The sequence below is a fragment of the Methyloceanibacter sp. genome, from assembly GCF_050728395.1.
Classification (GTDB): domain Bacteria; phylum Pseudomonadota; class Alphaproteobacteria; order Rhizobiales; family Methyloligellaceae; genus Methyloceanibacter.
Window position 1 is genome coordinate 21,935 of record NZ_JBOHJB010000003.1, and the last position, 22,390, is coordinate 44,324.

Here is a 22,390-nt window from a genome sequence, read left to right on the forward strand (position 1 = left end):
GCGCCGAGGCAGTTCTTGAGCATCGCCGAAATGCCCTCTCGCCGAGAGGCGGCCGAGCTCCCGTGTGACAGAGGACACGCTCATGGCCAAGGTGTCGAAATACAGCATCCTGTTCTATAGCGGCGAGCAAGGCTACCAGAACAACCGTGCCCAGATCACGCTCGCCGATACCGACGGCAACAGCCTCGCCTTTGTCCGTTTCAAGGACCCGGCCATGCCGTACGAGCTCGATACCGAGACCGACGGGATCATCACCATGCATCTGCCGTCGGCGATGCTCCCGAGCATTCTCGATGCCGTGCGCAACGAGAAGACCGACATCTACTATCAGATCGGCAAGGCGTTTTTGTTCGCCAAGCTGAGGCGAGCGGGCCAAGGTTAGCTCCCCGCTTGGGTGCTACGACGCGCCCCGGCTCGGACTGAATTTCCTCATCTGCTCGGCGTGCAGGTTTGCAAGCTTGTCGTCGTCTTCGTCGGCGTGCGCATCGCGAGGGCTTTCCGGGCCCGGCGCCGGGCTTTTCTTTTTGCCGAACAGGCGATCGAACAGGCCGAGCACGACCATCGATCCGGTGACCGCCGCCGCCGCCGCCATCAGGATCAGAAACGCTGCGGACAATAGCCCGTTGAGATTCTCCATGGTTCCCACCCGTCTTGGACCTGCGACCGATTCGGAACCGAGAAGATTAAGTTTTAATAAACTTGCCAAGGCCATTATGGACGGCCTGAGCCAATCCTCCCCATGATCCACGGGTTCATGCTGGTATGGCGATCATTCCCAGCCGCTTTCTTGCTCGCGTCTTGCGGTCCGGCCCACCGCCGGGGTCTCGACCATGGTGACGATCTGGGGATGGTGCCTGGTGTTCTTGATCGCCGGTCAGCAGCCGATCGTGCAGTTCGATTACAAGACCGAAGCCGACTGCGACGCTTCGAGGACTGCGGTGAAGGCGCAGTATGCCGACGCGGCTTCGCAGTCTTGGTGCGTGCCGATCCCCAAGCCGGAAAAGGCCGCGAAGGCGAAGCCCAGGAAGCGAACGCCGGTGCGCAGCGCCAAGCGGCAATGACCATCGCCGCTTCGTTGCGGCCTGTGGTTAGGACTTAAAGCTCAGCCAGTTTTCGTCGCGGCTGAGGCAGGCCGTCGTCCATTGCTTCCGTGGCGCCTTCCCCTCTGCCGGCAATTTGCCGAACGGATTTTTTGTCGATCCGCTCTGCCGCCTGGCCGTTGGCGCGGGCGTGCACCGAGCGGCCGTCGAAGAAGGCGCCGCTCTCGATGGAGAGCGACTGGTGATGAATATCGCCAATGACATGGGCTTGCGATTTCAGGATGACGTCGCCCCCTTGAATGGGGCCCTCGACCCTTCCGTCAACGACCACGCGGCCGGCGGCGATGGTTCCGGAGACCTGCGCCCCGCGCGAAATAATGAGCGAGGTGCAATGCAATTCGCCGTCGACCTGGCCGTTGACCTCAACTAGGCCCTCGGCGGTGACGGTCCCCACGATCTTAAGTCCTTTGGCAATAACGGTTCCGCGGTTCTTTGACCCAAACATCCTTACCTCCTGCAAGACATGAACTAGGCGCTGCGTGACTCTGGAAGCGAGCGGGTGAATTTATGGGCAGGCCTATCCTTGCGATGGCCGGCGGGCTCGGCGGCCTCGGGCGCCTTGGCCGCGCCGTTGGCGGACGCGGCGCTAGCGAGGTCCATGGGATCATCGGAGCGGTGTGACCTGCCCTCGAAATAGGCACCCTGCTCGAGCGCGAGACTTTGATGATAGATGTCGCCATCGACATGGGACATGGATTGCAGCGTCACGCGCAATGCTCTCACCGAGCCGACGAGACGGCCGCGGATCACCACATCCTCGGCCGTCACATTGCCTTCGAGCGTAGCACTTTCGCCGAGAACCAGGGCGACGCAAGCGACGTCGCCATGGACCTCGCCATCGAGATGGATTTCGCCTTTCGACGAGACGTTGCCCGTGATCCGCAAGTCCTCGCCAATCGTCGAGTCGCCGATTTTTCGCGAAGTCTTGCTGTCGACCGAGTGTCGAGAATTGTCCGGCATTTTATCCCCCCACTGCCGCCCCAACGTCGCCTGCAACTATCGAAGCGGCCAATTGGTTCCAGGGGATCCGGCAAATTGATCGGCTAGGACGCCGAGGGAGAGAAGAGTGGGGCGCGCCGTCTGGGCCGCGGGCGCCGGTTTTGGCCCGGAACTGCGGCCGCTGCCGGAGCTCCAAACCTAGAGTGGCCGGCCGGCGAAGGACGAACCGACGCCGCCAGCGTCCCGTTCGGCTGCTCGGCACGCGAACGGCCGTTTTCTCTCGGCACAGCCGGACCAAGCAGTTCGGCTTCTTGGATTTCGAACAGCCGCCGGGCGTCGCGCCCTAGCTTGCGGAGCTCTGCCCATTCCCCAACGTCCGGACGCCCGCGCGCCGGGACGCGGGAGCCGTAGTTCAGGTCCATGGCGTGAATGCGGGCCTGCAGCCGGTCATGCTCGGCGCGCAGGCGGACGAATGCCGCCGCTTGCAAGCGCCGCGGGTCGAGGCTTGGCTCCAGCCTTGCCGCGGGACGTATTGCGTCTTCCCGCCATCGTGCGGCGAGCGACTTGATCTGCTCTTCGATTGTGTCAATGAGCCAGCCGCCGAGGCTCGCTGTCAGGGCGGCAAGCCGGGAGATGCCAGACGACAAGGCCTGAACGAGCCAATGGCCGAGGCTGCGCGACCTGGGGGCAAGCCAAGACAGGCCGCGAGAGCCTGAGCCGGCCGCCGAGACCGCAGCGCGTCCCGTCCCAGCGCCGAGCGACGACAAGACAAGCCAAAGCCCGGCGGCCACCCACAGCGCGAGAGTAAGAAGCGTCGTCGCGACCGAGCTGATACTGCCGGCAATGAGGCGAATGAGCCAGCTTCCTAGCGCATAGGCCGTCGTGCCGATCGAGCGGCAGCCGAAGTAGAACGCTTCGCCGAGAGCGGCGAGGCCCCTGCCCGCCGCGCGAAACACGGCGACACAGGCTGACGGCGGGAGCAGAAACAGACATAGCGCGAAGCGCTTGCAGTCCTCCACTCGGCGCCGGCGCCGCATGTGTCGCTGATGCTGCTCCGAATCCGCCTGCGCACGCTGACGATGACGCTCGAGCCACTCTTGATGGGTGGTGAGATCGTCGTTAGCCGCCTCGGCCAATTGCTTCGACCGGGCGACGGTCCGCCGCGTGGCGGTGACCTTCGAGTCGATGAGGCGGACAATGTCCAACCGGTCAGACACAGACGCTACTCCACCGCAAGCGGGCGCGATGCGACTGTCTCTTGAAGAGGACGCGTCGTTTGGATGCCGCAAACTGCGGACCCCGATCGACGCCCTTAACAGTCACCCTCGCCCGTCCTCGCCATGCCCCAACTTGAGGGCAAAAAAGTTAAGGACGGCCACCCGTCAGCCCGGTGCGACACGCTCGATCGCGAGACGCGCACCGTGCTCTCGAATCGAAGCGCGAAGCGTTTAAGAAAGGCTGAATCGGAGACGGCGGAAGGGAGCTATTCGCTCTTTTCGGCGCGCTTTTTCATAAGCTGCTGCGCCAGCTGGACCCGCATCGGTTGAGGCAGGTCGATTCCGGCAAGCTTCCATTGCAATTCTTTCAGGCTGAGTTTCACCTTGAACTGCTTGTCCGGCGCCTTGTCGGGCGGGAGATAGATATAGTAATCGCCAAGTCCGTATTCGGAGGCCCACCATGTCCGCCAGCCGCTCTGCAGCGCCGACTTGGAGAAGGGGGCAAACTCCGCCGGGATCTTGACGCCGCCGCCGCCGCCGCCGCCAGCCTCACCTTTGGTGAGCAGATCGATCAAGGTCTGTTCGTTGAGCAGCTCCGCCACGATCGGCTCGGCGTAAGAGGTGCCGATGCCGACGGCGAGGGTCTTGCCCATGAGGCCGAGCTGCTTCTCCTTGCCGGTAAGCTCGATATAGGCAGCGACGATCTGCTTGGTCAGCGATTTGCGCAACGCGCGAAAGTCGACGAGCTTGGCGAGAGCGGCGCCATCCCTCGCCTCGATGGCTGACGCGATGCGGGCGAAGCCAACCACCGGCCAGATCGCATAGGCCAAGAGCAAAACGGCCAAAACAGCAGCGATTCGGAGGGTCCAGCGCATGGGCCTTCCATTGCTTACCCATTACGGCCAAAGGGAGGCGAGGCGATCGTGGCGCCGTCGTGCCGACCGTGGGATACGGGGTTGAGTTCGGTCGAAGCGGACGCAAAGTATGCCAAGCAATTGGTTCGGCGTGGCTTTCGGCATTCGTGACGCTTGCGTGTCAGGCTCAACCCTGAACACCGAAGGTACGACTTGTCCGTTGGGAATTGTGCCGCCTGCGCTAGACCGCCCCTTTCTGTTTTCCACGCATTCGGCTAATTTGCGCCCCACCAAGGGAGGGACGAACACATGCGCCTGATTCTCATCGTACTGATCGCCATCATCGCGTTTGGCGTGGTTCAAAGCTATCGCCATGGCTGCAAATTCGGCGAGGCCGGCTGGGTCGGCTGCGTCATGGGCCGGACTGCCGAGGCCCCTGCGCCGGCGAGCACCGAAACGCCCCCTCCGGAGGCACCGCCAGCAGCGCCGGCGCCAGCGCAATAGCCTAAACACCGATCCGACATTCGGTCTGGTGTGGGCGGGTTGGCTTTGGCTTTCCCGCACAAGCCTGGTTGCGCACCTTTCGCCCAGGGTGCGTGACCCGATTTGAGCCGGCATTATGCCGAGCCCGCTACTTTCCGCCGTCTTGGCTCTTGTCGAGCGGCTCGACCTTGGCGGCCATGTCAGGGGTGAGCCTGACTCGGTAGCTCCCGCTCTCGCATTGCAGGATCCACACTGCCTCGTCGGGCTTCGAGGCTTGCGGATCTCGTTTGGCGCTTTGCGGAGACTCGCATTTATACCCTTGCGCGCGGATCTGATCGGCGACGATGTTGGTCGGGTCTTCTTGCGCGGAAGCGGATGCTCCGGTCATGGCGGCCGCCGCCGCAAGCAGCAAAGACATGCGCCGTCGCATCATGGCTTGCACACCTCCACTACTGATAGACGCCGCCGCAGACTGCCGTCTCGTCGAGCCGTTCGCAATACATCTGCTTCGGCTCCACCGTCTTGGTCACCGGGTTCATGAACTTATAGGACTGCCAGAAGCTGGGGTTTTGCTTAGCCATGTCGACGCGTTCTTTAATGACTTCCTTGCCGTCGCTGTCCTTCAAGTCCATCAAGTTGTCGCCGATGCGGTAGCCGTCGGCGCCGTAGGCGAGGAGCGTACCGTCGAGCCCGACGACCGCAAGATAAAGATCGCCTTGCACGAACTGTCCCGACTTGTCGTCGATCGCGGCGTAGCCCTTGTCGGGGCCTTGTTCCTTGATGAAGGCGACGGCCTTTTGCACCATGGCGACCGCTTGTTCCTTCGTCGCCGGGTGGACGTCGGCAGTTTGAGCCGTCGCCTCAAATGCAAGTGCGCCTATTGCTAACGCGGCACACGCAAGCAGGTTGCCTGGCTTGATCAAATGCGCTCTCCCGTTTTGGACGCTACTGATAGACGCCGCCGCAGACTGCCGTCTCGTCGAGCCGTTCGCAATACATCTGCTTCGGCTCGACCGTTTTGGTCACCGGGTTCATGAACTTATAGGACTGCCAAAAGCTGGGGTTTTGCTTGGCCATGTCGACGCGCTCTTTGACAAAGGGCTTGCCGTCGACATCCTTGTCGTCGATCTGGTTGGTGCCGACGCGCGATTTGTTGGCGCCGTGCGCGAGAACCATGCCGTCGAGGCCATAGACTACGATGTAAAGGTCGCGGTCGACAAACGGACCGGTCGGGTTGTCGATCTCGGTATAGGCCTTCTCAGCGCCTTCTGCCTTGATGGCGTCCACGGCCTTCTTCACCATGGCCACGGCCTCGTCCTTGGTCACGGGATCGGCGGCGAAAGCCATAAAGCTGCCGCCAACGTAAAGTGCGGTGACGATGGATGCCGCGGCGAGCGGGGCAATTGTGCGAATAGTCATGCTCGACTCCCTGGTTTCCTCACTCCCCCGCATGCGTATTGAAACACAGCAAGGCTAACAAATTATCTGCATGCGGATTAGACCGAGGACAACGGCCGCCATTCGTGGTCTAACGGGTTGAACGGCCACGAGATCCTGGTGCCATGCGGTGCTCGAACTGCGACGCTGACAACCCGGAAGCGGCAAAGTTCTGCAGCTCCTGTGGAACGGCGTTGCCGATCAGCTGCACCAATTGCGGCCACCTTAACGGCGTTGGGTCGCGATTTTGCAACCAATGCGGGACCGCACTCGGCGTCGTCGCCAAACCCGCAGCCAAAACGGCGCCGGGCATTGCGGTAGGTCAGGCCATCGACTCAGGTTTCGTTCCAGAGGGCGAGCGTAAACTCGTCACCGCGCTCTTCGTCGACATCATCAATTCGACCGGGTTGGAGCAGGACCTAGATCCAGAAGAAGCCAGAGCAATCATCGATCCAGCACTTGGGCTGATGATCGATTCGGTGCGCCGCTACGACGGCCACGTCGTTCAATCGACCGGCGACGGCATCTTTGCTCTGTTTGGAGCGCCGGTTGCTCACGAAGATCATCCGCAACGTTCGCTCTATGCCGCGTTGCGGCTGCAGGAGGACATTCGACGCCTAAACGATCGGCTGCGGTCGGAAGGGCGTTCGCCGATCCAGGTCAGAGCGGGCGTGAACACGGGCGAAGTGGTGGTTCGGCCGATCAAGACTGGCGAAAGCCACACGGAATATACGCCGGTCGGTCACACCGTAAATCTCGCCTCGCGCATGCAATCGCTTGCCAGCGCCGGGGCAATCGTCATCAGCGACAGCACGCGAAGTCTGGTCGAAGGCTACTTCGCTCTTCGCGCCATGGGTCCCACACGCCTCAAGGGGATCACTGAATCGGTCAGCGTCTATGAGGTCGCCGGATTGGGCCCCTTGCGGACCAGACTGGAACGATCGGCGGGGCGTGGGCTCTCCAAATTCGTGGGGCGCAGCAAGGAACGGGAAATCTTCCGGCTCGCGGCGCAACTCGCGAAATCGGGGTCTGGGCAGCTTATTGCCCTTGTGGCCGAACCGGGCGTGGGAAAGTCAAGGCTCGTTTTCGAATTCAAGGCTGAAGCCGGCGGAGATTGGACAGTCCTGGAAGCATTCTCGGTTTCCCACGGCAAGGGATCTTCATACTTGCCGGTGATCGAGCTGCTGCATGACTATTTCGGAATCACCAAAGGAGACAACCCGGCTACAAGGCGCGAGAGGATAGCAAAACGGATCGCCGAACAGGATCCATCGCTCGAGTCCATCCTCCCCTATCTTTATGCGCTGCTGGAGATTGGAGACGACAAGGAGCGCCTTGCCGGCATGGACCCCCAACTTCGGCGATCGCGCACGTTCGACGCCGTCGTTCGCCTCCTTCTCAGTGAAGCAACCCGGCATCCGCTCATTCTGGTCGTCGAGGATTTGCATTGGCTGGACGACGAGAGCCAGGCTCTTCTCGACCTGCTCGTGAACTCGATGGCGAATGCGCGGATTTTACTCCTGGTGAACTATCGGCCCGAATACACGATGCCCTGGGGAGGCAAGACTTACTGTCACCTGTTACGGCTTGAAGCGCTCGAACAGGACAGTGCCGATGAAATGCTGGCGGCAATTCTGGGGGAGTCGATCGATCTTCTGCCGTTGAAGCAGCTCATCATCGAAACCACCGGAGGCACGCCGTTCTTCATGGAAGAGACGGTACAAGCCTTGTTCGATGAGGGCGCGCTGACCCGATCCGACGGAGCCGTCACGCTGGTCAAGCCCCTCGCATCCTTGCGAATTCCGCCAACCGTTCAAACCATCCTCGCCGCCCGTATCGACCGGCTGCGAAATGACGAAAAGAACCTGCTGCAAACGCTTGCAGTGCTGGGTCGCGAATTCGTCCTCAGCCTTGCCAGAGCCGTTGCCGGGCGGTCGGCAGATGAGCTCGAACGCCTCATCGCCAACCTGCAGCTCGGCGAGTTCGTTTACGAGCAACCTTCGATTTCGGATGTCGAATACGTGTTCAAGCACGCCCTCACCCAGGAAGTAGCCTACAATTCAATCCTGCTCGAGCGACGCAAGCAGCTGCATGAAGACGCTGGACTGGCCATCGAGTCGCTCTATGCGACGTCGTTGGACGACCATGTCGCAGACTTGGCACACCACTTTTCGCGCAGCGCCAATCAGGCAAAGGCCGTCAAGTATTTGAGGCTTGCCGGCATGCAGGCGATGTCACGAGGTGCCCTGCATCAGGCCGTGCAGAATCTCGAAAGCGCGCTGGCGCTGCTCAAAAGCTTTCCGGAGGACCAGGCCAGAGACCAGCTTGAACTTCAGGTGCTCAACCCGCTTGGAACCGCCTACATCGCCGTACGCGGTTACGCCGCGCCGGAAGTTGGTCCGGTGTTTCAGCGCGCGCGCTCTCTCTGCGACAAGATTGGTGAGCCGCACCAGCAATTCGCCATGGTGTGGGGCAACTTTGCCTGGCGCGTCGTGCGCGGCGAAATGAATCTGTCGCTGGACCTCGCCCGCGAAGCGCTCGAGCACGCTGAAAGGCTCGACGACCCGGGCGTTTGGATGGAAGCCCTGTTTCTGATGGGCGTGACGCTGTACTACCGCGGAGATTTCATTGGGGCGCGGGCGCAGTACGAGAAAGCTCTGGCCCACTATGATGACGATCACGAACGAACACGCATGTGGGCCACGCGGGTTGGCGAGCATGCAGGGGTCACGCATCGCTGCTATCTAGCGCTGACCTTGTGGCATCTCGGCTACTCCGAAGAGGCGCTCAGCGTGAACCGCGAGATGCTCGCGCTCGCGCGTTCCATCGAACATCCCTTCAGCCTCGCCTATGCGCTGCATCACACGAGCTGGCTTTACCAATATCTCGGGCTGCCGACGGAAATCCTGGCGAAGAGCGGCGAGCAGATTCGCTTCTCGACCGAACAAGGATTTCCACTGTTCCGCGCAACCGGAATCGTCTACGGAGCCGCCGCGTCCCTTCTGCAGGGCCAAGGAAAAAGAGCCTTGCCAGAACTCATCAGAGGGCTCGACGCGTACCGGGCCACTGGAGCCGCGCTGGCGCTTCCTTACTATTTCGGTCTTCTTGGCAGCGCCTTGACCGACTCCGGGCGTTCAAAGGACGCCGATAACGCGCTGAACAAGGCCCTCGCCATCGCAGGAGAAAGCGAAGAGCGATGTCATGAAGCGGAGTTGTACAGGCTGAAAGGTGAACTTGCCCTCAGCAACGGCGGCGCCACCGACGCGGCAGAACTTCACTTTCGACGGGCGATCGAGATATCCAAGACACAGCAGAGCAAAGCCTGGGAGCTCAGGGCAACGATGAGCCTTGCCGGCCTGCATCAAAAGCAGAAACGGCGCGCTGAGGCGCGCGACAGACTTGGCGAAATCTTGGCGAATTTCACAGAGGGATTCGAAACGCGCGATCTTCAAGCTGCAAAGTCGATGCTCGTTGAACTGCAAGCTGAATAAGTTCAATAAATCCCGATTGTTGCCCTTTTTTCAGGCCAATCATGGCGGTTACGAATGGCCTGAGATTTGCGGGCGGGAGGCCAGCGCAATGCGGATCAGTGCAGCTCTCGCGGTCGCGGTCCTCGCCGCAAGTCTATCGTGGCCGGCATTCGCCGAGGGCGAGGCGACCAGCGCCGACACAACGACGCCGCGGCAGCAGACGCTCAGCCAAGGCGAGCTTGATGCACTCGTGGCCCCGATCGCGCTCTATCCCGATGCGCTGCTCGCCCAGGTAATCATGGCGGCGACCTATCCGCTCGAGGTCGTGCAGGCAGACCGCTGGGCGAAAGCCAATAAGTCGCTCAAGGGCGACAAGCTCGACGAAGCGTTCGCCAAGCAGGACTGGGACGCAAGCGTCAAGGCGCTCGTGGCGACGCCGACCGTGCTCGCCATGATGAACGACGATCTCGATTGGACCGAGAAGCTCGGCGACGCGGTGCTGGCGCAGCAGGCTGACGTGATGGACGCGATCCAACGCCTGCGCGCCAAGGCTGAAGCGAACGGCAAGCTGAAGACGACCAAAGAGCAGAAGGTCACGGTCAGCAAGGAGGCCGACAAGGAAGTCATCGTCATCGAGCCGACCTCGCCCGAGACCGTCTATGTGCCGTACTACGAGCCGGCCGTGGTCTATGGCGGCTGGGACTATCCCGACTACCCGCCTTATTACTTCCCGCCGGCGACGGGCTGGGTGGTTGGTGGCGCGATCGCGACCGGCATTGCCTGGGGCGCGGGCTGGGCCATCGGTAACGCCATCTGGGACGGCTTCGATTGGCACGACCACAACATCAATGTCGACATCGACAAGAACGTGAACATCAACAAGCACGTCAACAAGAAGGACGTGAAGCAGGGCAAATGGGAGCACAACCCCCAACACCGCAAGGGCGTGAACTACAAAGACAAGTCGGTGCAGAACAAGTTCGGCAAGGACGCGGTCAAATCGGCTGATCGCAAGCTCGACTATCGCGGCCGGAGCGGCGAGCAGGTCCTGAAACCCGACAAGAAGGGTCCTGGCGGCGGCGAGCGGCCTGATCTCGGCAAAGGCCCTGGTGGCGGCGAACGACCGGACCTCGGCAAAGGTCCCGGCGATGGCAAGCGGCCTGACCTCGGCAAGGATAAGGGTGGGCCCGGCAAGGCGGATCTCGGCAGGCCCGACAAAGGCAAGGCGAAGCCCAATGCCTTCGACGCGAGCGACGGCGCCAAGGCGCGTGACTATTCAAAGCAGGGGAAGGCAAGCCTCGGCGATCGGAGTCCCCGAGAGATGTCAAGGCCCAAGGGGGGCGGCGGCGGGCCAAATATCAATCGAGGCGGCGGTGGCCAACGCGTGGGCGGCGGCGGCGGCGGACGTCAGATGGGTGGCGGCGGTCATCGCGGCGGTGGCGGCGGCCGCGGCGGCGGCGGCGGACGTGGCGGCGGGCGTCGTTCAGACATCCGCCTCAAGGAAGACATCGTACCGCTGGCGCGGCTCGGCAACGGTCTCGCGCTTTATCGCTTCCACTACAAAGGCAGCGATCGCACCGCCTATGTTGGCGTCATGGCGCAGGAGGTGCAGAGAATTGAACCCGACGCAGTTTGGCGCGGCAGCGATGGGTATTTGAGGGTCGACTATGATCGGATCGGGGTCAAATTCATGACCTGGAATGAATGGCTAGCGCGCGAACGGTAGGACCGTGGGGCCGACAATGCAGAGACTAGGCTTGGTCATTCTCAGTATGGCGCTTCTTGCCTGCACTGCTCCCGTCAAGGCGCAGGAGCGCTTCAACACTACCCAAGACGCGGTCACGGCGCTGGTCGATGCCGCCAAGGCGCAAGACAAGAAAGACCTCTTCAAGGTGCTGGGGCCGAAGGGACAACAGATCGTCAGCTCCGGCGATCCGGTGGCCGATCGTGCGGTTCGCGACAAGTTCGTCACAGCCTACGACACCAAGCACAGCATCACCCAGGACGGCGACGACAGCGCGACACTGGTCATCGGCGACGACGACTGGCCCTTCCCGATTCCGATCGTGCGCAAGCATGACGGCTGGAGCTTCGACACCAAGGCTGGCCTCGACGAGATCCTTCGCCGCCGCATCGGCCGTGACGAGCTTTCCGCCATTCAGGTCAGCCTCGCCTACGTTCAGGCGCAGAACGAATATGCCTCGCTCAACCCGGATGGCCTCGGCCCGCATGTCTATGCGCAGCACATTGTGAGCAGCCCGGGCAAGAAGGATGGGCTTTATTGGCCGACCGCCGATGGTGAGGAGCCGAGCCCGTTGGGCGACCTCGCCGCGCAAGCCTCCGCCGAGGGCTACAAGGTGGGACAGAAGCCGATCCCCTATCACGGCTATTTCTATCGCATCCTGAAGCGTCAGGGCGCGAGCGCGACTGGCGGCGCCTACGACTACGTGGTCAACGGCAAGATGATCGGCGGCTTCGCGCTGCTTGCCTACCCCGCCGAGTACGGCAATTCCGGCATCATGACCTTCATAGTCAATCAGGACGGCACGGTGTTTCAGAGGGATCTCGGCGAGCGCACCGAGAAGATCGCGCGCAAGATCGAGACCTTCGATCCGGACGCAAAGTGGACCAAGGTCGACGCACAGCCTTGAGGCAGCCGAGGGGGCATGACTACCATAGGTTGAGCCATTTGGAGCGCCGCAAAGCCGCCTGATTCAAGGTAGACTAACCGGTTGTTTTACGTGCCCAAACGATGAGGGATCTTGGTGCGCGTGCGGGGGATATGTCGTCTCATCTGGTACGGCGCGGTGGGACTGAGTCTCGCCGGCTGCGCGTCTGCGATGCCGCGCGACCCGGTCACGCCGGAGTTTGAAGACAAGGTCTCCGTCATCGGCAACGTTCAGGTCCGCTATTGGGGCGACCGTGCGCCCGACAACATGGCGGCGCTCTCCGCGGAGAAATGGGCACAGGTCAGATCGGCCAGGCCAGCTCTGTTGAAGGCCGGCGGACGGCCGCAGATCAGTCTCCTCGCGATTTCAGGCGGTGGTTCCGACGGCGCCTTCGGCGCGGGCCTGCTCGTCGGTTGGACCGCCCGCGGCAACCGGCCGGAATTCGATATCGTGACTGGCGTCAGCACCGGTGCGCTCACCGCGCCGTTTGCATTTCTCGGGCCGCGTTATGACCCGGCGCTCAAGGACGTTTATACCAATTATTCCACGGACCAGCTGCTGACGAAGCATCCCGTCCGCGGCCTGCTCGGCGGCGATGCGCTCGCCAGCAATGAGCCGCTTGCCGGGGTCATCGCCCATTACGTCACAGCGGAATTCTTGACGGAGGTCGCCCGCGAGCATGCAAGGGGGCGGCGATTGCTGATCGGCACGACCAATCTCGATGCGCAGCGACCGGTGATCTGGGACATGGGCCGGATCGCGTCGAGCGGCGATCCTTCGGCGCTTGCGCTGTTCCGCAATGTGCTGCTCGCGTCGGCCGCGATCCCCGGCCTGTTTCCGCCCGTCTATGTTCAGGTACGGGCCGACGGCGGCGTCAGGCAGGAGATGCATGTCGACGGCGGCACCACCAATCAGGTGTTCCTGCTTCCCACCCAGGTTTCGGCCGGAGGCATCGACGCCAAGCTCGGCATCAACCCGCAACGCCGCCTCTATATCATCCGCAACGGGCGGGTCGCTCCCGAGTACAAGGCAGTGAAGGCGAGCACGCTCGCCATCGCCGGCCGATCGATCTCCACCCTCATCAAGACGCAAGGCATCGGCGACCTGTATCAAATGTACGAATTCGCCCAGCGCAATCGCATCGCCTACAATCTCGCCTACATCCCGGGCAATTTCCCCGATACCAGCACCGAGGCGTTCGACCCGAAATACATGACCACCCTGTTCAATCTCGGTTTTGAGCTTGGCAAAAGCGGTCGTCCCTGGAAAACGACGCCGCCGCGACTCGGCAATCCGTCATGACGCCAAGCTCGGCCACGCCCTGGAAGACCATCGCCATCGTGCTTGCGATGCTGCTCGCAGCCGCGTTGATCGGTCTGGCGCTCATTCTCAACGGTGTGATGAAGCTCGGTCTGTCGCTCGCCTGACAGGCCGCCTCACTCAGGCTTCTCGCTCGCCACAAGCCACGCCGGATCGAACCAGCGGTCCGCATCGCCGTCATACGGAAGCCGGGTGATGTCCCAATGGCGGATGAGGGGGGCGTAGGTCTCCCACACCGGAGGGCCGCCGCCGACATACACCACGCGATCCGGAAACCACGCCAACACATCGGCTGGATGGTTTTCCGAGCGTATCTCGCAGATCGTGCGGTCCTCATAGGCGAAGGCCGGGATCGAGGCGACGGTGCGCGGCCCGGCGATGATGACATGCCCCCGCGTCACGTCGAAGAAGCGCGCCACATCGGCGACATACTCCCTCCCTTTGTTGCCCTCCCAGGGCAGCCTGCCACCGAGCCCGAGCTGGCCGCGCTGACCTATGGCACACATGGCACGAACATCAGCCATGCTGGTCTCCTCTCGATGTGAAGGCAACCTTAGCCGCGGGTGGCCTTTTGGCAAGGACTCGTGCAGATAGACGCAAAGCTCATGACCCCCCGCCTGCTGCCCTCAGCCCCGATCACCGACCCGCGCCAAAGGCTGAAGGCGATCGGGCTGATGGCCCTTGCCACCGTGTGCTTCGCCCTGCTCGACGCCACGGCCAAATACCTCGTCACGGTGAAGGCCGTGCCGGTCTTGCAAGTCACCTGGTTGCGCTTTGCCGGCCACATCGTGTTCAGTGCCGCGGTGCTCTGGCCGTTTGCGTTCAGGCCGTCGCTGCGCTCGGCAAAGCCCGTGATGCAGGTGCTGCGCTCCCTGATCATGATCGTCACAACGGGATTCAATTTCATCTCGCTCCGATACCTGCAGCTCGATCAGACGGTCACCATCTTCTTTCTTGCCCCGCTGCTCGTCGCGCTCCTTGCCGGGCCGCTGCTGCACGAATGGGTCGGCTGGCATCGCATGGTGGCGATCATTGCAGGCTTCCTCGGCGTGCTGCTGGTGATGCATCCTGGATTCGGCACGCTGCATTGGGCGATGCTGATCTCGCTCGTGGCGACGTTCGGCTACGCGCTCTACAATCTGTCGACACGCTACCTTGCCGCTTTCGATCCGCCGGCGGTGACGCAGACCTACACCCCTCTCGCGGGGGCCGTTTTGCTCATGCCGTTCGCGCTTGCCGCCTGGGAGCAGCCGCAAGATTTGACGGTTTGGCTTTTGCTTGCCTCGCTCGGATTCTGGGGCGGGCTCGGACATTGGCTGTTGATCCTTGCGCATCGCATCGCGCCGGCATCGGCGCTCGCGCCGTATATCTATCTCGGGCTGATCTGGATGTCGGCGGCAGGCTTTCTCGTTTTCGGGCAAGTGCCGACGGCGTGGACGCTGAGCGGTGCTGCGATCGTCATCCTCTCGGGCCTCTATCTCTTCGCCCGCGAGCGCAAGGTGCTGGGCGCGAAGGTCGTTGGCCCCGCCTCCGACATCGCCACGCAGTAGCGGGGCCGCGCTCTTAAACGGAGAACTGGCCTTGAACGGCAGCGTAAACGAGTCCGCCAAAGACAAAGATCATGGCGGCCAATTGGACGACGACGATGAGCCTTGCAAGCAGGCCGAGCACGCCACGCCCGGATGCACTCCGCCAAACGGCCACACCCGCGATCACCTGATAGGGAATGGGGGCTATCATGCCGAAAAGGATCATCGGGAGCACGGCGTGTTCTTCGGCAAACAAAGGACTACTTTCTGCGGCGATGCAGGTTCCTATGAAGTAGGCAAGGACCTGTCCGAGAACGTAGTAGGTCCAGAACGCATCCCATAACGGCAGCCGTCCACGCCACAGCCGCCGGAAGATGCCTTCATCCGTTGGCCCACCCATCGCCGGCGTAGCCTCGCTCCCTGGGCGGCCACCGACAGCCAAGGATCGTTACTCCTCTTCTCCGCCATTCGATGCGCGGTAGCGGCGGCTCACGTCTTCGGCGTAAGCAGCAAAGTTGCCGCGGGCGATGGCCTCGCGCGCGCCGGCCATCAGCTCCTGATAGAACTGGACGTTCGCCCAGGAGAGCAGCATGGGCCCAAGCGTCTCGCCACACTTCATCAGATGATGCAGATAGGCGCGGGAGTATTGCGCCGCCGGGCACGCGCTTTCAGCATCGAGCGGGCTCGGGTCGTCGGCATAGCGCGCATTGCGCAGATTGAGCTTTCCGCCCCAGGTGAAGGCCTGGCAGTGACGGCCCGAGCGCGTCGGCATCACGCAGTCGAACATGTCGATGCCGCGGGCGATGGCCTCGAGCAGATCCTGTGGCGTGCCCACGCCCATGAGATAGCGCGGCCGGTCCTCGGGCAGGACTGACGCCGTCACCGCCACGGTGTCGAGCATGGCCTCCTGCCCCTCGCCCACGGCCAATCCGCCGATGGCATAGCCGTCGAAGCCGATGCTTTTCAGCGCCTCGGCGCTCTTCCCGCGCAGATCGGGATAGATGCTACCCTGCACGATGCCGAACAGCGCTTGGCCGGGCACGGCCATGCCTTGAGACGCTTCCTTCGAGCGCTCGGCCCAGCGCATCGACAGCTCCATGGACGACTTCGCTTCGTCCCTTGTCGCCGGAAACGGCGTGCATTCGTCGAGCACCATCCGAATGTCGGCGCCGAGCAGGCATTGCACCTCGATGGCCCGCTCAGGCGTGAGCAGATGCGTGGCGCCGTCGATATGCGACTGGAAGGTCACGCCATGCTCCTCGATGCGCCGGAGCTTCGATAGCGACATGACTTGATAGCCGCCTGAATCGGTGAGGATCGGCCCATCCCAGCCCATGAAGCGGTGCAAGCCCCCAAGCCTGGCGATGCGCTCGGCGCCCGGCCGCAACATCAGATGATAGGTGTTGGCGAGGATGATGTCGGCGCCCGTGGCGCGCACCGTCTCTGGCAGCATGGCTTTCACCGTGGCGGCGGTGCCGACCGGCATGAATGCAGGCGTGCGGATGGCCCCGCGGGGCGTGGCGATCTCGCCGAGACGCGCGCTGCTGTCCCGCGCCTTCAAGGTGAAGGCAAATTGCTTTGTCACATCACGCTGCATTTGGCTCAATCATACCTAAGCCGGCGGCTTGCTCCTCATGCGGAAAGGCGAAACGACCCTGCCTTTGTTTTCATCCTCCACCGCGGGCGCAGGGCTCAGGAGACAGGCATCGCCGTAAGAGTAGAAGCGGTAACGCTCGGCGACGGCATGGGCATAGGCGCACTGCATGAGGTCGAGTCCCGAGAAGGCCGCGACCAGCATGAACAGGGTCGAGCGCGGCAGGTGGAAGTTGGTCACCAGCCGATCGGCGAAGCGGAAGCGATAGCCCGGCGTGATGAAAAGATTGGTCGCGCCGAAGAAAGGTGCAAGCTTGCCGTTCGCATCGCTGGCGCTTTCGAGCAGCCTGAGTGACGTGGTGCCCACGGCAACGATCCTCCCTCCCCTCGCCTTTACGGCGTTGAGCGCGTTTGCGGTGCCGGCGGAGACGGTACCGGTCTCCTCGTGCATCACATGCCCGCCGGTGTCGGCGCTGCGCACCGGCAGGAAGGTGCCTGGGCCGACATGCAGCGTAACGAAATGCAGCGAGACGCCGCGCGCGCGAAGCGCGTCCATCAACGCGCCGGTGAAATGCAAGCCTGCTGTAGGCGCCGCCACCGCACCCTCCTCGCGCGCAAAAATTGTCTGGTAGTCGGTGCGGTCCTCTTCGTCCGGCGGCCGGCGCGAGGCGATGTAGGGCGGAAGCGGCATGGCCCCCAGATGCTTGATGGCCTCATCAAGGCTTGCATCGCTGAAATCGAAGGCAAGCGTGACCTCGCCCTCGGGCCCGCGCTCCTCAACCGTCGCGGCGAGCATGCCGAGCAGGCACACGCCCTCCCCCTCGCCGAACAGTATGCGGTCGCCGGCCTTCAAGCGTTTCGCGGGGCGGGCGAGCGCCGTCCAGCGGTTGGCATCGAGCCGCCCGGTGAGCGTCACCGAGATTTGTGCCGAGATGCCGTCGCGCTCGCGCGTTCCTTTCAGCTCGGCGGGGATGACCTTGGTGTCATTGAACACGAGCGCGTCGCCGGGGATTAGCAGCGACGGCAGTTCGGCGATCATACGATCGGTGAAAGGCGGATCGGCGCCGGGCTCGACCACCAGAAGCCGCGCCGCGTCGCGCGGGTTCACCGGCCTGAGCGCGATCAGCTCCTCCGGCAGCGAGTAATCGAAGTCGTCGACGCGCATATCAGCACGTCATGCCCGGACTTGATCCGGGCATCCATGCCGTTGCGGCTCAGCAAGTGGAAGGGCAATTGGAATGGATTGCCGGGCCTTCGCCCACCGAAGCGATAGCTGAGAAGTCCTGTCAAGATGCTTCGGCCCGCGTAGGCGGGTCAAGCCCGGCAATGGCGAATTGATCATGTCAGCCCGCGTCGGCGGCGACCCGCATGGAAACGATCTGGTCGGGCTTGGCCGGAGGCTCGCCGCGCGTGATCATGTCGACATTCTCCATGCCTTGGCTGACACGCCCCCAAACCGTGTACTGGCCGTCGAGGAAGTTCGCGTCGTCGAAGCAGATGAAGAACTGGCTGTCGGCGGAGTCTGGCGACTGCGCCCGCGCCATGGACACGACGCCGCGCGTGTGCGGCTCCTTCGAGAATTCGGCGCGGAGCTTCTGGCCTGACCCGCCGCGCCCGGTGCCGGTGGGATCGCCGGTCTGCGCCATGAAGCCGTCGATGACGCGGTGGAACACCACGCCGTCATAGAAGCCCTGACGCGCAAGCTCCTTGATGCGCGCCACGTGGTTCGGCGCGAGGTCCGGCCTGAGCTCGACGGTGACCGGCCCGCGCGTCGTCTCGATGATCAGGGTATCCTCTGCTGTTGCCGCCATTTCGGACCTCCTATTGCTGGGCCTGTAGCGCCTTGGCCGCTGCCTGTTTCGATGCATCGTCGGCGTCGGCGGCGATCTGCATCTTGACGATCTTGTCGGGATTGGACGGAGGCTCGCCAGGCTTGATCTTGTCGACGGCGTCCTGGCCGCCGATCACCTGGCCCCAGATCGTGTACTTGCCGTTGAGGAAGGGAGCCGCATCGAGATCGATGAAGAACTGGCTGTTGGCGCTGTTAGGGTCGTTCGACCGCGCCGCGCCGACCGTGCCGCGCTCAAAGGTCGCCTTGTTGGTGAATTCAGCCGGAAGGTCGGGATATTGCGATCCGCCGGTGCCGGTACCGGTCGGGTCGCCGGTCTGCGCCATGAAGCCGGGAATGACGCGATGGAACACGATCCCGTCGTAGAAGCCCTCGCGGGTCAGCTTCTTCACCCGCTCGACATGCTTCGGCGCGAGATCGGGACGAAGCAGGATGGTGACGCGGCCGTCCTTGAGGTCAAGCAGCAGGACATTGTCGAGCGGATCGGCGGCAAAGCTCGGGCGCGGCGTAGCACAGGCGACAGCGGCAAGAACCGCGGCAACTGCAAACAGACGAGTGAACATCATGCTGGGAACTTCCTCTTCAGGCTTTCAGCCACTTTGGCCGGGACGAAGGCGGTGACATCGCCGCCCATGGCGGCAATCTGGCGGACGAAGCTGGCAGCGATGTAGCGGGTTTCCGGCGAAGAGGCCAGAAACACCGTCTCGATGTCCGCCATCATGGCGGCGTTCATTCCGGCCATCTGCATCTCGTAGTCGAAATCGCCGGCGTCGCGCAGGCCGCGAATGATGACGCCGGCCCCGGCCTCGCGTGCAGCGGTCACGGTCAGCGCGTCGAAGCTGGTCACGTCGAATCCGGCCCCCGTCTCGTCGGCCAGGGGACGGAGCGCGTCAACCACCATGGCGAGCCGTTCCTTGGCGCTGAACAAAGCGTGCTTGTCATGATGAGTGCCGACGGCGACCACCAGGCGATCGACGAGCTTCGTCGCGCGCCTGGCGATATCGATATGGCCGAAGGTCACGGGATCGAAGCTGCCGGGATAGAAGCCAGTGCGGGTCATCGGCACCTTCTAGCCGCGCGGTCATGGCGCCCGCAAGGGCCACCGTTATGGCGAAGACGCGGATTAACCCTCTTCGCTCGATCTATCGTCGTCAGGGCCTTCGTCCTCTGGCCCTTCGTCAAGCGGCCCTTCGCCGGCGTGTTCTTCGTCCCCATTGCCGTTCTCGACATCGGGGATGTGCTCGACCGAAACCACGCGCTCATCTTCCGCGGTGTCGAACACGATCACCCCTTGCGTCGAGCGGCCCATGACGCTGATGCCTTCCACCGGAATGCGGATCAGCTGGCCGCGGTCGGTGACCAGCATGATCTGGTCGCCCTCCTCGGCCGGGAAGGAGCCGATCAACTTGCCGTTCCGCTGGTTCACGGTCATGGCGATGATGCCTTTGCCGCCGCGGCCCGAGATGCGGTACTCGTAGGCGCTGGTGCGTTTGCCGTAGCCGTTCTCCGACACGGTCAGCACGAACTCCTCATGCGCGCTGAGCTCGGCGTAGCGCTCCGGCGACAGCACCACCTCCTGGCCGTTGCCTTCGCTCTCAACCTCTTGCTCCTGTTCGGCGCCGCCGCGGCGCATCATGTTCGCCTGGCGCACATAGGTCACGCGCTCCGGAGGCGCCGCCTCGATATGGGCGAGGATGGCCATGGAGATGACCTGGTCCTTGCCTTCGAGCTTGATGCCGCGGACGCCAGCGGATTCGCGGCCCTTGAACACGCGCACGTCGGTGACGGGGAAGCGGATGGCCTGTCCTTCCGCGGTGGTGAGCAGCACGTCGTTGCGCTCGCTGCAGACCGCCACGCCGACGATGCGGTCGCCCTCCTCGAGCTTCATGGCGATCTTGCCGTTCTGCCTCACCTCGATGAAGTCGGAGAGCTTGTTGCGCCGGACGGTGCCGCCGTTGGTGGCGAACATCACGTCGAGCTTGGCCCAGCTTGCCTCGTCCTCGGGCAGTGGCAGGATGGTGGTGATGTTCTCGTCCTTCGCGAGCGGGAGCAGATTGATCAGCGCCTTGCCCCGCGCCTGAGGCGCCGCGATGGGCAAACGCCACACCTTCATCTTGTAGGCCATGCCGCGCGAGGAGAAGAACAGCACCGGCGTATGGGTATTGGCGATGAAGATGCGGGTGACGAAATCCTCTTCGCGGGTGGCCATGCCGGCGCGGCCTTTGCCGCCGCGGCGTTGCGCCCGATAGGCGGAGAGCGGCACGCGCTTGATGTAGCCCTTGTGGCTGACGGTGACGACCATGTCCTCGCGCTGGATCAAGTCCTCGTCTTCCACCTCGGCGTCCATTTCGAGGATCTCGGTGCGCCGCGGCGTGCCGAACTGAGCCTTGATGGCGTCGAGCTCGTCCTTGACGATGGCGATGATGCGCGCGCGCGAGCGCAGGATGGCGAGATAGTCGGTGATCTCGCCGCCGAGCTTCGCCAGCTCATCGCCGATCTCGTCGCGGCCGAGCGCGGTGAGCCGCTGGAGCCTCAAGTCGAGAATGGCGCGGGCCTGATCCTCGGAGAGCCGATAGGTCCCTTGCGCCGACACCTTGTGACGCGGGTCGGCGACGAGCTCGACCAGGGGCACGACGTCCTTGGCCGGCCAATCCTTGGCCATCAACTGCTCACGCGCGGACGCCGGGTCCGGCGCTTTCCGGATCAGGGCGATGACCTCGTCGATATTGGCGACGGCGATGGCGAGACCGACCAGCACATGGGCCCTATCGCGCGCCTTGCGCAGCAGGAACTTGATGCGCTTGCCGATCACCTCCTCGCGGAAATCGGTGAAGGCGCGGATCAGATCCTTGAGGTTGAGCTGCTCTGGCCGGCCGCCGATCAGCGCCACCACATTGGCGCCGAAGGTCGATTGCAGCGGCGAGAACCTGTAGAGCTGGTTCAGCACCACATCGGCCATGGCGTCGCGCTTCAGCTCAATCACCACGCGCATGCCATCGCGGCTCGACTCGTCGCGGATGTCGGAGATGCCTTCGATTTTCTTCTCGCGCACGAGCTCGGCGATCTTCTCAACCATCGCCGCCTTGTTCACCTGATAGGGAATCTCGGTGATGACCAGCGCCTCGCGTTCCTTGCGCAAAATCTCGGTGGCCACGCGGCCGCGCATCAGGATCGAGCCGCGGCCCTTGTGATAGGCGGAGCGGATGCCGGCCCTGCCGAGGATCAGGGCGCCGGTGGGAAAGTCCGGACCCGGCACGATCTCGATCAGCTCCTCGATCGAGAGCGCCGGATTGTCGAGATAGGCGATGCAGGCGTCAATCACCTCGCCGAGATTGTGCGGCGGGATGTTGGTCGCCATGCCGACGGCGATGCCGCCCGCGCCATTGACTAGAAGGTTCGGGAACTTGGCCGGCAGCACCACCGGCTCTTGCTCGCGGCCGTCATAATTCGCCTGGAAGTCGACCGTCTCGTTGGCAAGATCGTCGAGCAGGGTCATGGCGGGGCGCGCGAGCCGCACCTCGGTGTAACGCTCGGCCGCGGGCGGATCGCCGTCGACCGAGCCGAAATTGCCCTGCCCGTCGATCAGCGGCACGCGCATGGAGAAGTCCTGCGCCATGCGCACCAGCGCGTCGTAGATCGCCTGGTTGCCGTGGGGGTGGTACTTGCCCATGGTGTCGCCGGTGACGCGCGCCGATTTGTTGTAGGCGCGGTCGGGCGTGTAGTTGTTCTCGTGCATCGAATAGAGGATGCGGCGATGCACGGGCTTCAGACCGTCGCGCACATCGGGCAGCGCGCGGGCCACGATCACGCTCATGGCGTAATCGAGATACGACCGCTTCATCTCATCGATGATCGAGATCGGCCGAATATCAGACGGGCTCGGCGCGCCCGATCCGGGAGGTTGATCGTTGTCGGCCAAGGCCGGGTGGT

General features: G+C 63.2%; 25 protein-coding genes. 9 read left to right on the forward strand and 16 right to left on the reverse strand.

Translation table 11 applies throughout. The annotated features are described in order from the left end of the window. The first annotated feature begins 82 nt into the window (after window positions 1-82). Window positions 83-382 (forward strand): hypothetical protein, encoded by a 300-nt coding sequence (locus ACREC7_RS01265; RefSeq protein WP_431553872.1) that lies wholly within the window; start codon window positions 83-85, stop codon window positions 380-382. A gap of 15 nt (window positions 383-397) precedes the next feature. On the opposite strand, the gene ACREC7_RS01270 is transcribed toward ACREC7_RS01265, so the two are convergent. Beyond that, window positions 398-637 (reverse strand): hypothetical protein, encoded by a 240-nt coding sequence (locus ACREC7_RS01270; RefSeq protein ID WP_431553873.1) that lies wholly within the window; start codon window positions 635-637, stop codon window positions 398-400. Window positions 638-830: 193 nt separating this feature from the next. Between ACREC7_RS01270 and ACREC7_RS01275 the strand changes: the two genes are divergently transcribed. Continuing rightward, window positions 831-1,061, forward strand: a complete 231-nt coding sequence (locus tag ACREC7_RS01275) for a hypothetical protein (RefSeq protein ID WP_431553874.1) — start codon at window positions 831-833, stop codon at window positions 1,059-1,061. A 34-nt stretch (window positions 1,062-1,095) separates the two neighbouring features. Here the strand turns inward: ACREC7_RS01275 and ACREC7_RS01280 are convergent, their stop codons facing one another. The 4 genes from ACREC7_RS01280 to ACREC7_RS01295 form a co-directional block, all read right to left on the reverse strand. Next, on the reverse strand, window positions 1,096-1,545 hold the full coding sequence (locus ACREC7_RS01280) for a bactofilin family protein (RefSeq protein WP_431553875.1): 450 nt from the start codon (window positions 1,543-1,545) through the stop codon (window positions 1,096-1,098). Between the two features lie 23 nt (window positions 1,546-1,568). After that, window positions 1,569-2,060, reverse strand: a complete 492-nt coding sequence (locus ACREC7_RS01285; RefSeq protein ID WP_431553876.1) for a bactofilin family protein — start codon at window positions 2,058-2,060, stop codon at window positions 1,569-1,571. A gap of 83 nt (window positions 2,061-2,143) precedes the next feature. Further along, window positions 2,144-3,256, reverse strand: a complete 1,113-nt coding sequence (locus tag ACREC7_RS01290) for a hypothetical protein (protein WP_431553877.1) — start codon at window positions 3,254-3,256, stop codon at window positions 2,144-2,146. A 266-nt stretch (window positions 3,257-3,522) separates the two neighbouring features. Continuing rightward, window positions 3,523-4,131, reverse strand: a complete 609-nt coding sequence (locus tag ACREC7_RS01295; RefSeq protein WP_431553878.1) for a DUF2939 domain-containing protein — start codon at window positions 4,129-4,131, stop codon at window positions 3,523-3,525. A gap of 288 nt (window positions 4,132-4,419) precedes the next feature. On the opposite strand from ACREC7_RS01295, the gene ACREC7_RS01300 reads away from it, so the two are divergent. Next, window positions 4,420-4,614 carry a hypothetical protein gene (locus ACREC7_RS01300; protein ID WP_431553879.1) on the forward strand — a complete coding sequence of 65 codons (195 nt, stop codon included), beginning with the start codon at window positions 4,420-4,422 and terminating at the stop codon, window positions 4,612-4,614. Between the two features lie 127 nt (window positions 4,615-4,741). Here ACREC7_RS01300 and ACREC7_RS01305 read toward each other — a convergent pair whose 3' ends face one another. The 3 genes from ACREC7_RS01305 to ACREC7_RS01315 all read right to left on the reverse strand — a co-directional run bounded on the left by ACREC7_RS01305 (window position 4,742) and on the right by ACREC7_RS01315 (window position 6,012). Then, window positions 4,742-5,026, reverse strand: coding sequence for a hypothetical protein (locus ACREC7_RS01305; RefSeq protein WP_431553880.1), 285 nt, complete (start codon window positions 5,024-5,026; stop codon window positions 4,742-4,744). A 16-nt stretch (window positions 5,027-5,042) separates the two neighbouring features. Beyond that, entirely contained in the window at window positions 5,043-5,399 is a 357-nt protein-coding gene (locus ACREC7_RS01310; protein WP_431553881.1) for a cache domain-containing protein, read from the reverse strand. A gap of 139 nt (window positions 5,400-5,538) precedes the next feature. Continuing rightward, window positions 5,539-6,012: a cache domain-containing protein gene (locus tag ACREC7_RS01315; protein ID WP_431553882.1), complete on the reverse strand. Its 474-nt coding sequence runs from the start codon at window positions 6,010-6,012 to the stop codon at window positions 5,539-5,541. Between the two features lie 143 nt (window positions 6,013-6,155). On the opposite strand from ACREC7_RS01315, the gene ACREC7_RS01320 reads away from it, so the two are divergent. The 5 genes from ACREC7_RS01320 (at window position 6,156) to ACREC7_RS01340 (ending at window position 13,596) form a co-directional block, all read left to right on the forward strand. Next, a complete protein-coding gene (locus ACREC7_RS01320; protein WP_431553883.1) occupies window positions 6,156-9,521 on the forward strand; it encodes an AAA family ATPase in 3,366 nt (1,121 codons plus the stop codon). Window positions 9,522-9,609: 88 nt separating this feature from the next. Further along, on the forward strand, window positions 9,610-11,226 hold the full coding sequence (locus ACREC7_RS01325; protein WP_431553884.1) for a DUF3300 domain-containing protein: 1,617 nt from the start codon (window positions 9,610-9,612) through the stop codon (window positions 11,224-11,226). Window positions 11,227-11,257: 31 nt separating this feature from the next. Next, a complete protein-coding gene (locus tag ACREC7_RS01330; protein WP_431553885.1) occupies window positions 11,258-12,151 on the forward strand; it encodes a DUF2950 domain-containing protein in 894 nt (297 codons plus the stop codon). A gap of 120 nt (window positions 12,152-12,271) precedes the next feature. Continuing rightward, window positions 12,272-13,471: a patatin-like phospholipase family protein gene (locus tag ACREC7_RS01335; protein ID WP_431553886.1), complete on the forward strand. Its 1,200-nt coding sequence runs from the start codon at window positions 12,272-12,274 to the stop codon at window positions 13,469-13,471. Next, a complete protein-coding gene (locus ACREC7_RS01340; RefSeq protein WP_431553887.1) occupies window positions 13,468-13,596 on the forward strand; it encodes a hypothetical protein in 129 nt (42 codons plus the stop codon). The genes ACREC7_RS01335 and ACREC7_RS01340 overlap by 4 nt, the downstream gene beginning before the upstream one ends. Before the next feature lie 9 nt (window positions 13,597-13,605). On the opposite strand, the gene ACREC7_RS01345 is transcribed toward ACREC7_RS01340, so the two are convergent. After that, window positions 13,606-14,013 (reverse strand): diacylglycerol kinase, encoded by a 408-nt coding sequence (locus ACREC7_RS01345; protein ID WP_431553888.1) that lies wholly within the window; start codon window positions 14,011-14,013, stop codon window positions 13,606-13,608. 81 nt (window positions 14,014-14,094) lie between these two features. On the opposite strand from ACREC7_RS01345, the gene ACREC7_RS01350 reads away from it, so the two are divergent. Continuing rightward, entirely contained in the window at window positions 14,095-15,039 is a 945-nt protein-coding gene (locus ACREC7_RS01350; protein WP_431553889.1) for a DMT family transporter, read from the forward strand. Window positions 15,040-15,052: 13 nt separating this feature from the next. Here the strand turns inward: ACREC7_RS01350 and ACREC7_RS01355 are convergent, their stop codons facing one another. The 7 genes from ACREC7_RS01355 to gyrA form a co-directional block, all read right to left on the reverse strand. Next, entirely contained in the window at window positions 15,053-15,418 is a 366-nt protein-coding gene (locus ACREC7_RS01355; RefSeq protein WP_431553890.1) for a hypothetical protein, read from the reverse strand. A 48-nt stretch (window positions 15,419-15,466) separates the two neighbouring features. Next, window positions 15,467-16,615 (reverse strand): tRNA guanosine(34) transglycosylase Tgt, encoded by a 1,149-nt coding sequence (gene tgt, locus ACREC7_RS01360; RefSeq protein ID WP_431553891.1) that lies wholly within the window; start codon window positions 16,613-16,615, stop codon window positions 15,467-15,469. A gap of 15 nt (window positions 16,616-16,630) precedes the next feature. Next, window positions 16,631-17,776: a tRNA preQ1(34) S-adenosylmethionine ribosyltransferase-isomerase QueA gene (queA, locus tag ACREC7_RS01365; protein ID WP_431553892.1), complete on the reverse strand. Its 1,146-nt coding sequence runs from the start codon at window positions 17,774-17,776 to the stop codon at window positions 16,631-16,633. 178 nt (window positions 17,777-17,954) lie between these two features. Further along, on the reverse strand, window positions 17,955-18,422 hold the full coding sequence (locus tag ACREC7_RS01370) for a peptidylprolyl isomerase (protein ID WP_431553893.1): 468 nt from the start codon (window positions 18,420-18,422) through the stop codon (window positions 17,955-17,957). Between the two features lie 10 nt (window positions 18,423-18,432). Beyond that, window positions 18,433-19,026, reverse strand: coding sequence for a peptidylprolyl isomerase (locus tag ACREC7_RS01375; RefSeq protein ID WP_431553894.1), 594 nt, complete (start codon window positions 19,024-19,026; stop codon window positions 18,433-18,435). After that, window positions 19,023-19,520: a pantetheine-phosphate adenylyltransferase gene (gene coaD, locus ACREC7_RS01380; protein WP_431553895.1), complete on the reverse strand. Its 498-nt coding sequence runs from the start codon at window positions 19,518-19,520 to the stop codon at window positions 19,023-19,025. Before coaD ends, ACREC7_RS01375 begins: the two co-directional genes overlap by 4 nt. A 63-nt stretch (window positions 19,521-19,583) precedes the next feature. After that, the gene (gyrA, locus tag ACREC7_RS01385) at window positions 19,584-22,379 is read right to left on the reverse strand and encodes a DNA gyrase subunit A (RefSeq protein WP_431553896.1); all 2,796 of its coding nucleotides are present in this window, start codon (window positions 22,377-22,379) and stop codon (window positions 19,584-19,586) included. Window positions 22,380-22,390: the final 11 nt, after the last annotated feature.

What these genes read in the sequence shown, in the direction of transcription:
- ACREC7_RS01265 (WP_431553872.1), top strand. Translation starts at nt 83, where the DNA reads ATGGCCAAGGTGTCGAAATACAGCATCCTGTTCTATAGCGGCGAGCAA.
- ACREC7_RS01270 (WP_431553873.1), bottom strand. Translation starts at nt 637, where the DNA reads ATGGAGAATCTCAACGGGCTATTGTCCGCAGCGTTTCTGATCCTGATG.
- ACREC7_RS01275 (WP_431553874.1), top strand. Translation starts at nt 831, where the DNA reads ATGGTGACGATCTGGGGATGGTGCCTGGTGTTCTTGATCGCCGGTCAG.
- ACREC7_RS01280 (WP_431553875.1), bottom strand. Translation starts at nt 1,545, where the DNA reads ATGTTTGGGTCAAAGAACCGCGGAACCGTTATTGCCAAAGGACTTAAG.
- ACREC7_RS01285 (WP_431553876.1), bottom strand. Translation starts at nt 2,060, where the DNA reads ATGCCGGACAATTCTCGACACTCGGTCGACAGCAAGACTTCGCGAAAA.
- ACREC7_RS01295 (WP_431553878.1), bottom strand. Translation starts at nt 4,131, where the DNA reads ATGCGCTGGACCCTCCGAATCGCTGCTGTTTTGGCCGTTTTGCTCTTG.
- ACREC7_RS01300 (WP_431553879.1), top strand. Translation starts at nt 4,420, where the DNA reads ATGCGCCTGATTCTCATCGTACTGATCGCCATCATCGCGTTTGGCGTG.
- ACREC7_RS01305 (WP_431553880.1), bottom strand. Translation starts at nt 5,026, where the DNA reads ATGATGCGACGGCGCATGTCTTTGCTGCTTGCGGCGGCGGCCGCCATG.
- ACREC7_RS01310 (WP_431553881.1), bottom strand. Translation starts at nt 5,399, where the DNA reads ATGGTGCAAAAGGCCGTCGCCTTCATCAAGGAACAAGGCCCCGACAAG.
- ACREC7_RS01315 (WP_431553882.1), bottom strand. Translation starts at nt 6,012, where the DNA reads ATGACTATTCGCACAATTGCCCCGCTCGCCGCGGCATCCATCGTCACC.
- ACREC7_RS01320 (WP_431553883.1), top strand. Translation starts at nt 6,156, where the DNA reads ATGCGGTGCTCGAACTGCGACGCTGACAACCCGGAAGCGGCAAAGTTC.
- ACREC7_RS01325 (WP_431553884.1), top strand. Translation starts at nt 9,610, where the DNA reads ATGCGGATCAGTGCAGCTCTCGCGGTCGCGGTCCTCGCCGCAAGTCTA.
- ACREC7_RS01340 (WP_431553887.1), top strand. Translation starts at nt 13,468, where the DNA reads ATGACGCCAAGCTCGGCCACGCCCTGGAAGACCATCGCCATCGTGCTT.
- ACREC7_RS01345 (WP_431553888.1), bottom strand. Translation starts at nt 14,013, where the DNA reads ATGGCTGATGTTCGTGCCATGTGTGCCATAGGTCAGCGCGGCCAGCTC.
- ACREC7_RS01350 (WP_431553889.1), top strand. Translation starts at nt 14,095, where the DNA reads ATGACCCCCCGCCTGCTGCCCTCAGCCCCGATCACCGACCCGCGCCAA.
- ACREC7_RS01355 (WP_431553890.1), bottom strand. Translation starts at nt 15,418, where the DNA reads ATGGGTGGGCCAACGGATGAAGGCATCTTCCGGCGGCTGTGGCGTGGA.
- tgt (WP_431553891.1), bottom strand. Translation starts at nt 16,615, where the DNA reads ATGCAGCGTGATGTGACAAAGCAATTTGCCTTCACCTTGAAGGCGCGG.
- queA (WP_431553892.1), bottom strand. Translation starts at nt 17,776, where the DNA reads ATGCGCGTCGACGACTTCGATTACTCGCTGCCGGAGGAGCTGATCGCG.
- ACREC7_RS01370 (WP_431553893.1), bottom strand. Translation starts at nt 18,422, where the DNA reads ATGGCGGCAACAGCAGAGGATACCCTGATCATCGAGACGACGCGCGGG.
- ACREC7_RS01375 (WP_431553894.1), bottom strand. Translation starts at nt 19,026, where the DNA reads ATGATGTTCACTCGTCTGTTTGCAGTTGCCGCGGTTCTTGCCGCTGTC.
- coaD (WP_431553895.1), bottom strand. Translation starts at nt 19,520, where the DNA reads ATGACCCGCACTGGCTTCTATCCCGGCAGCTTCGATCCCGTGACCTTC.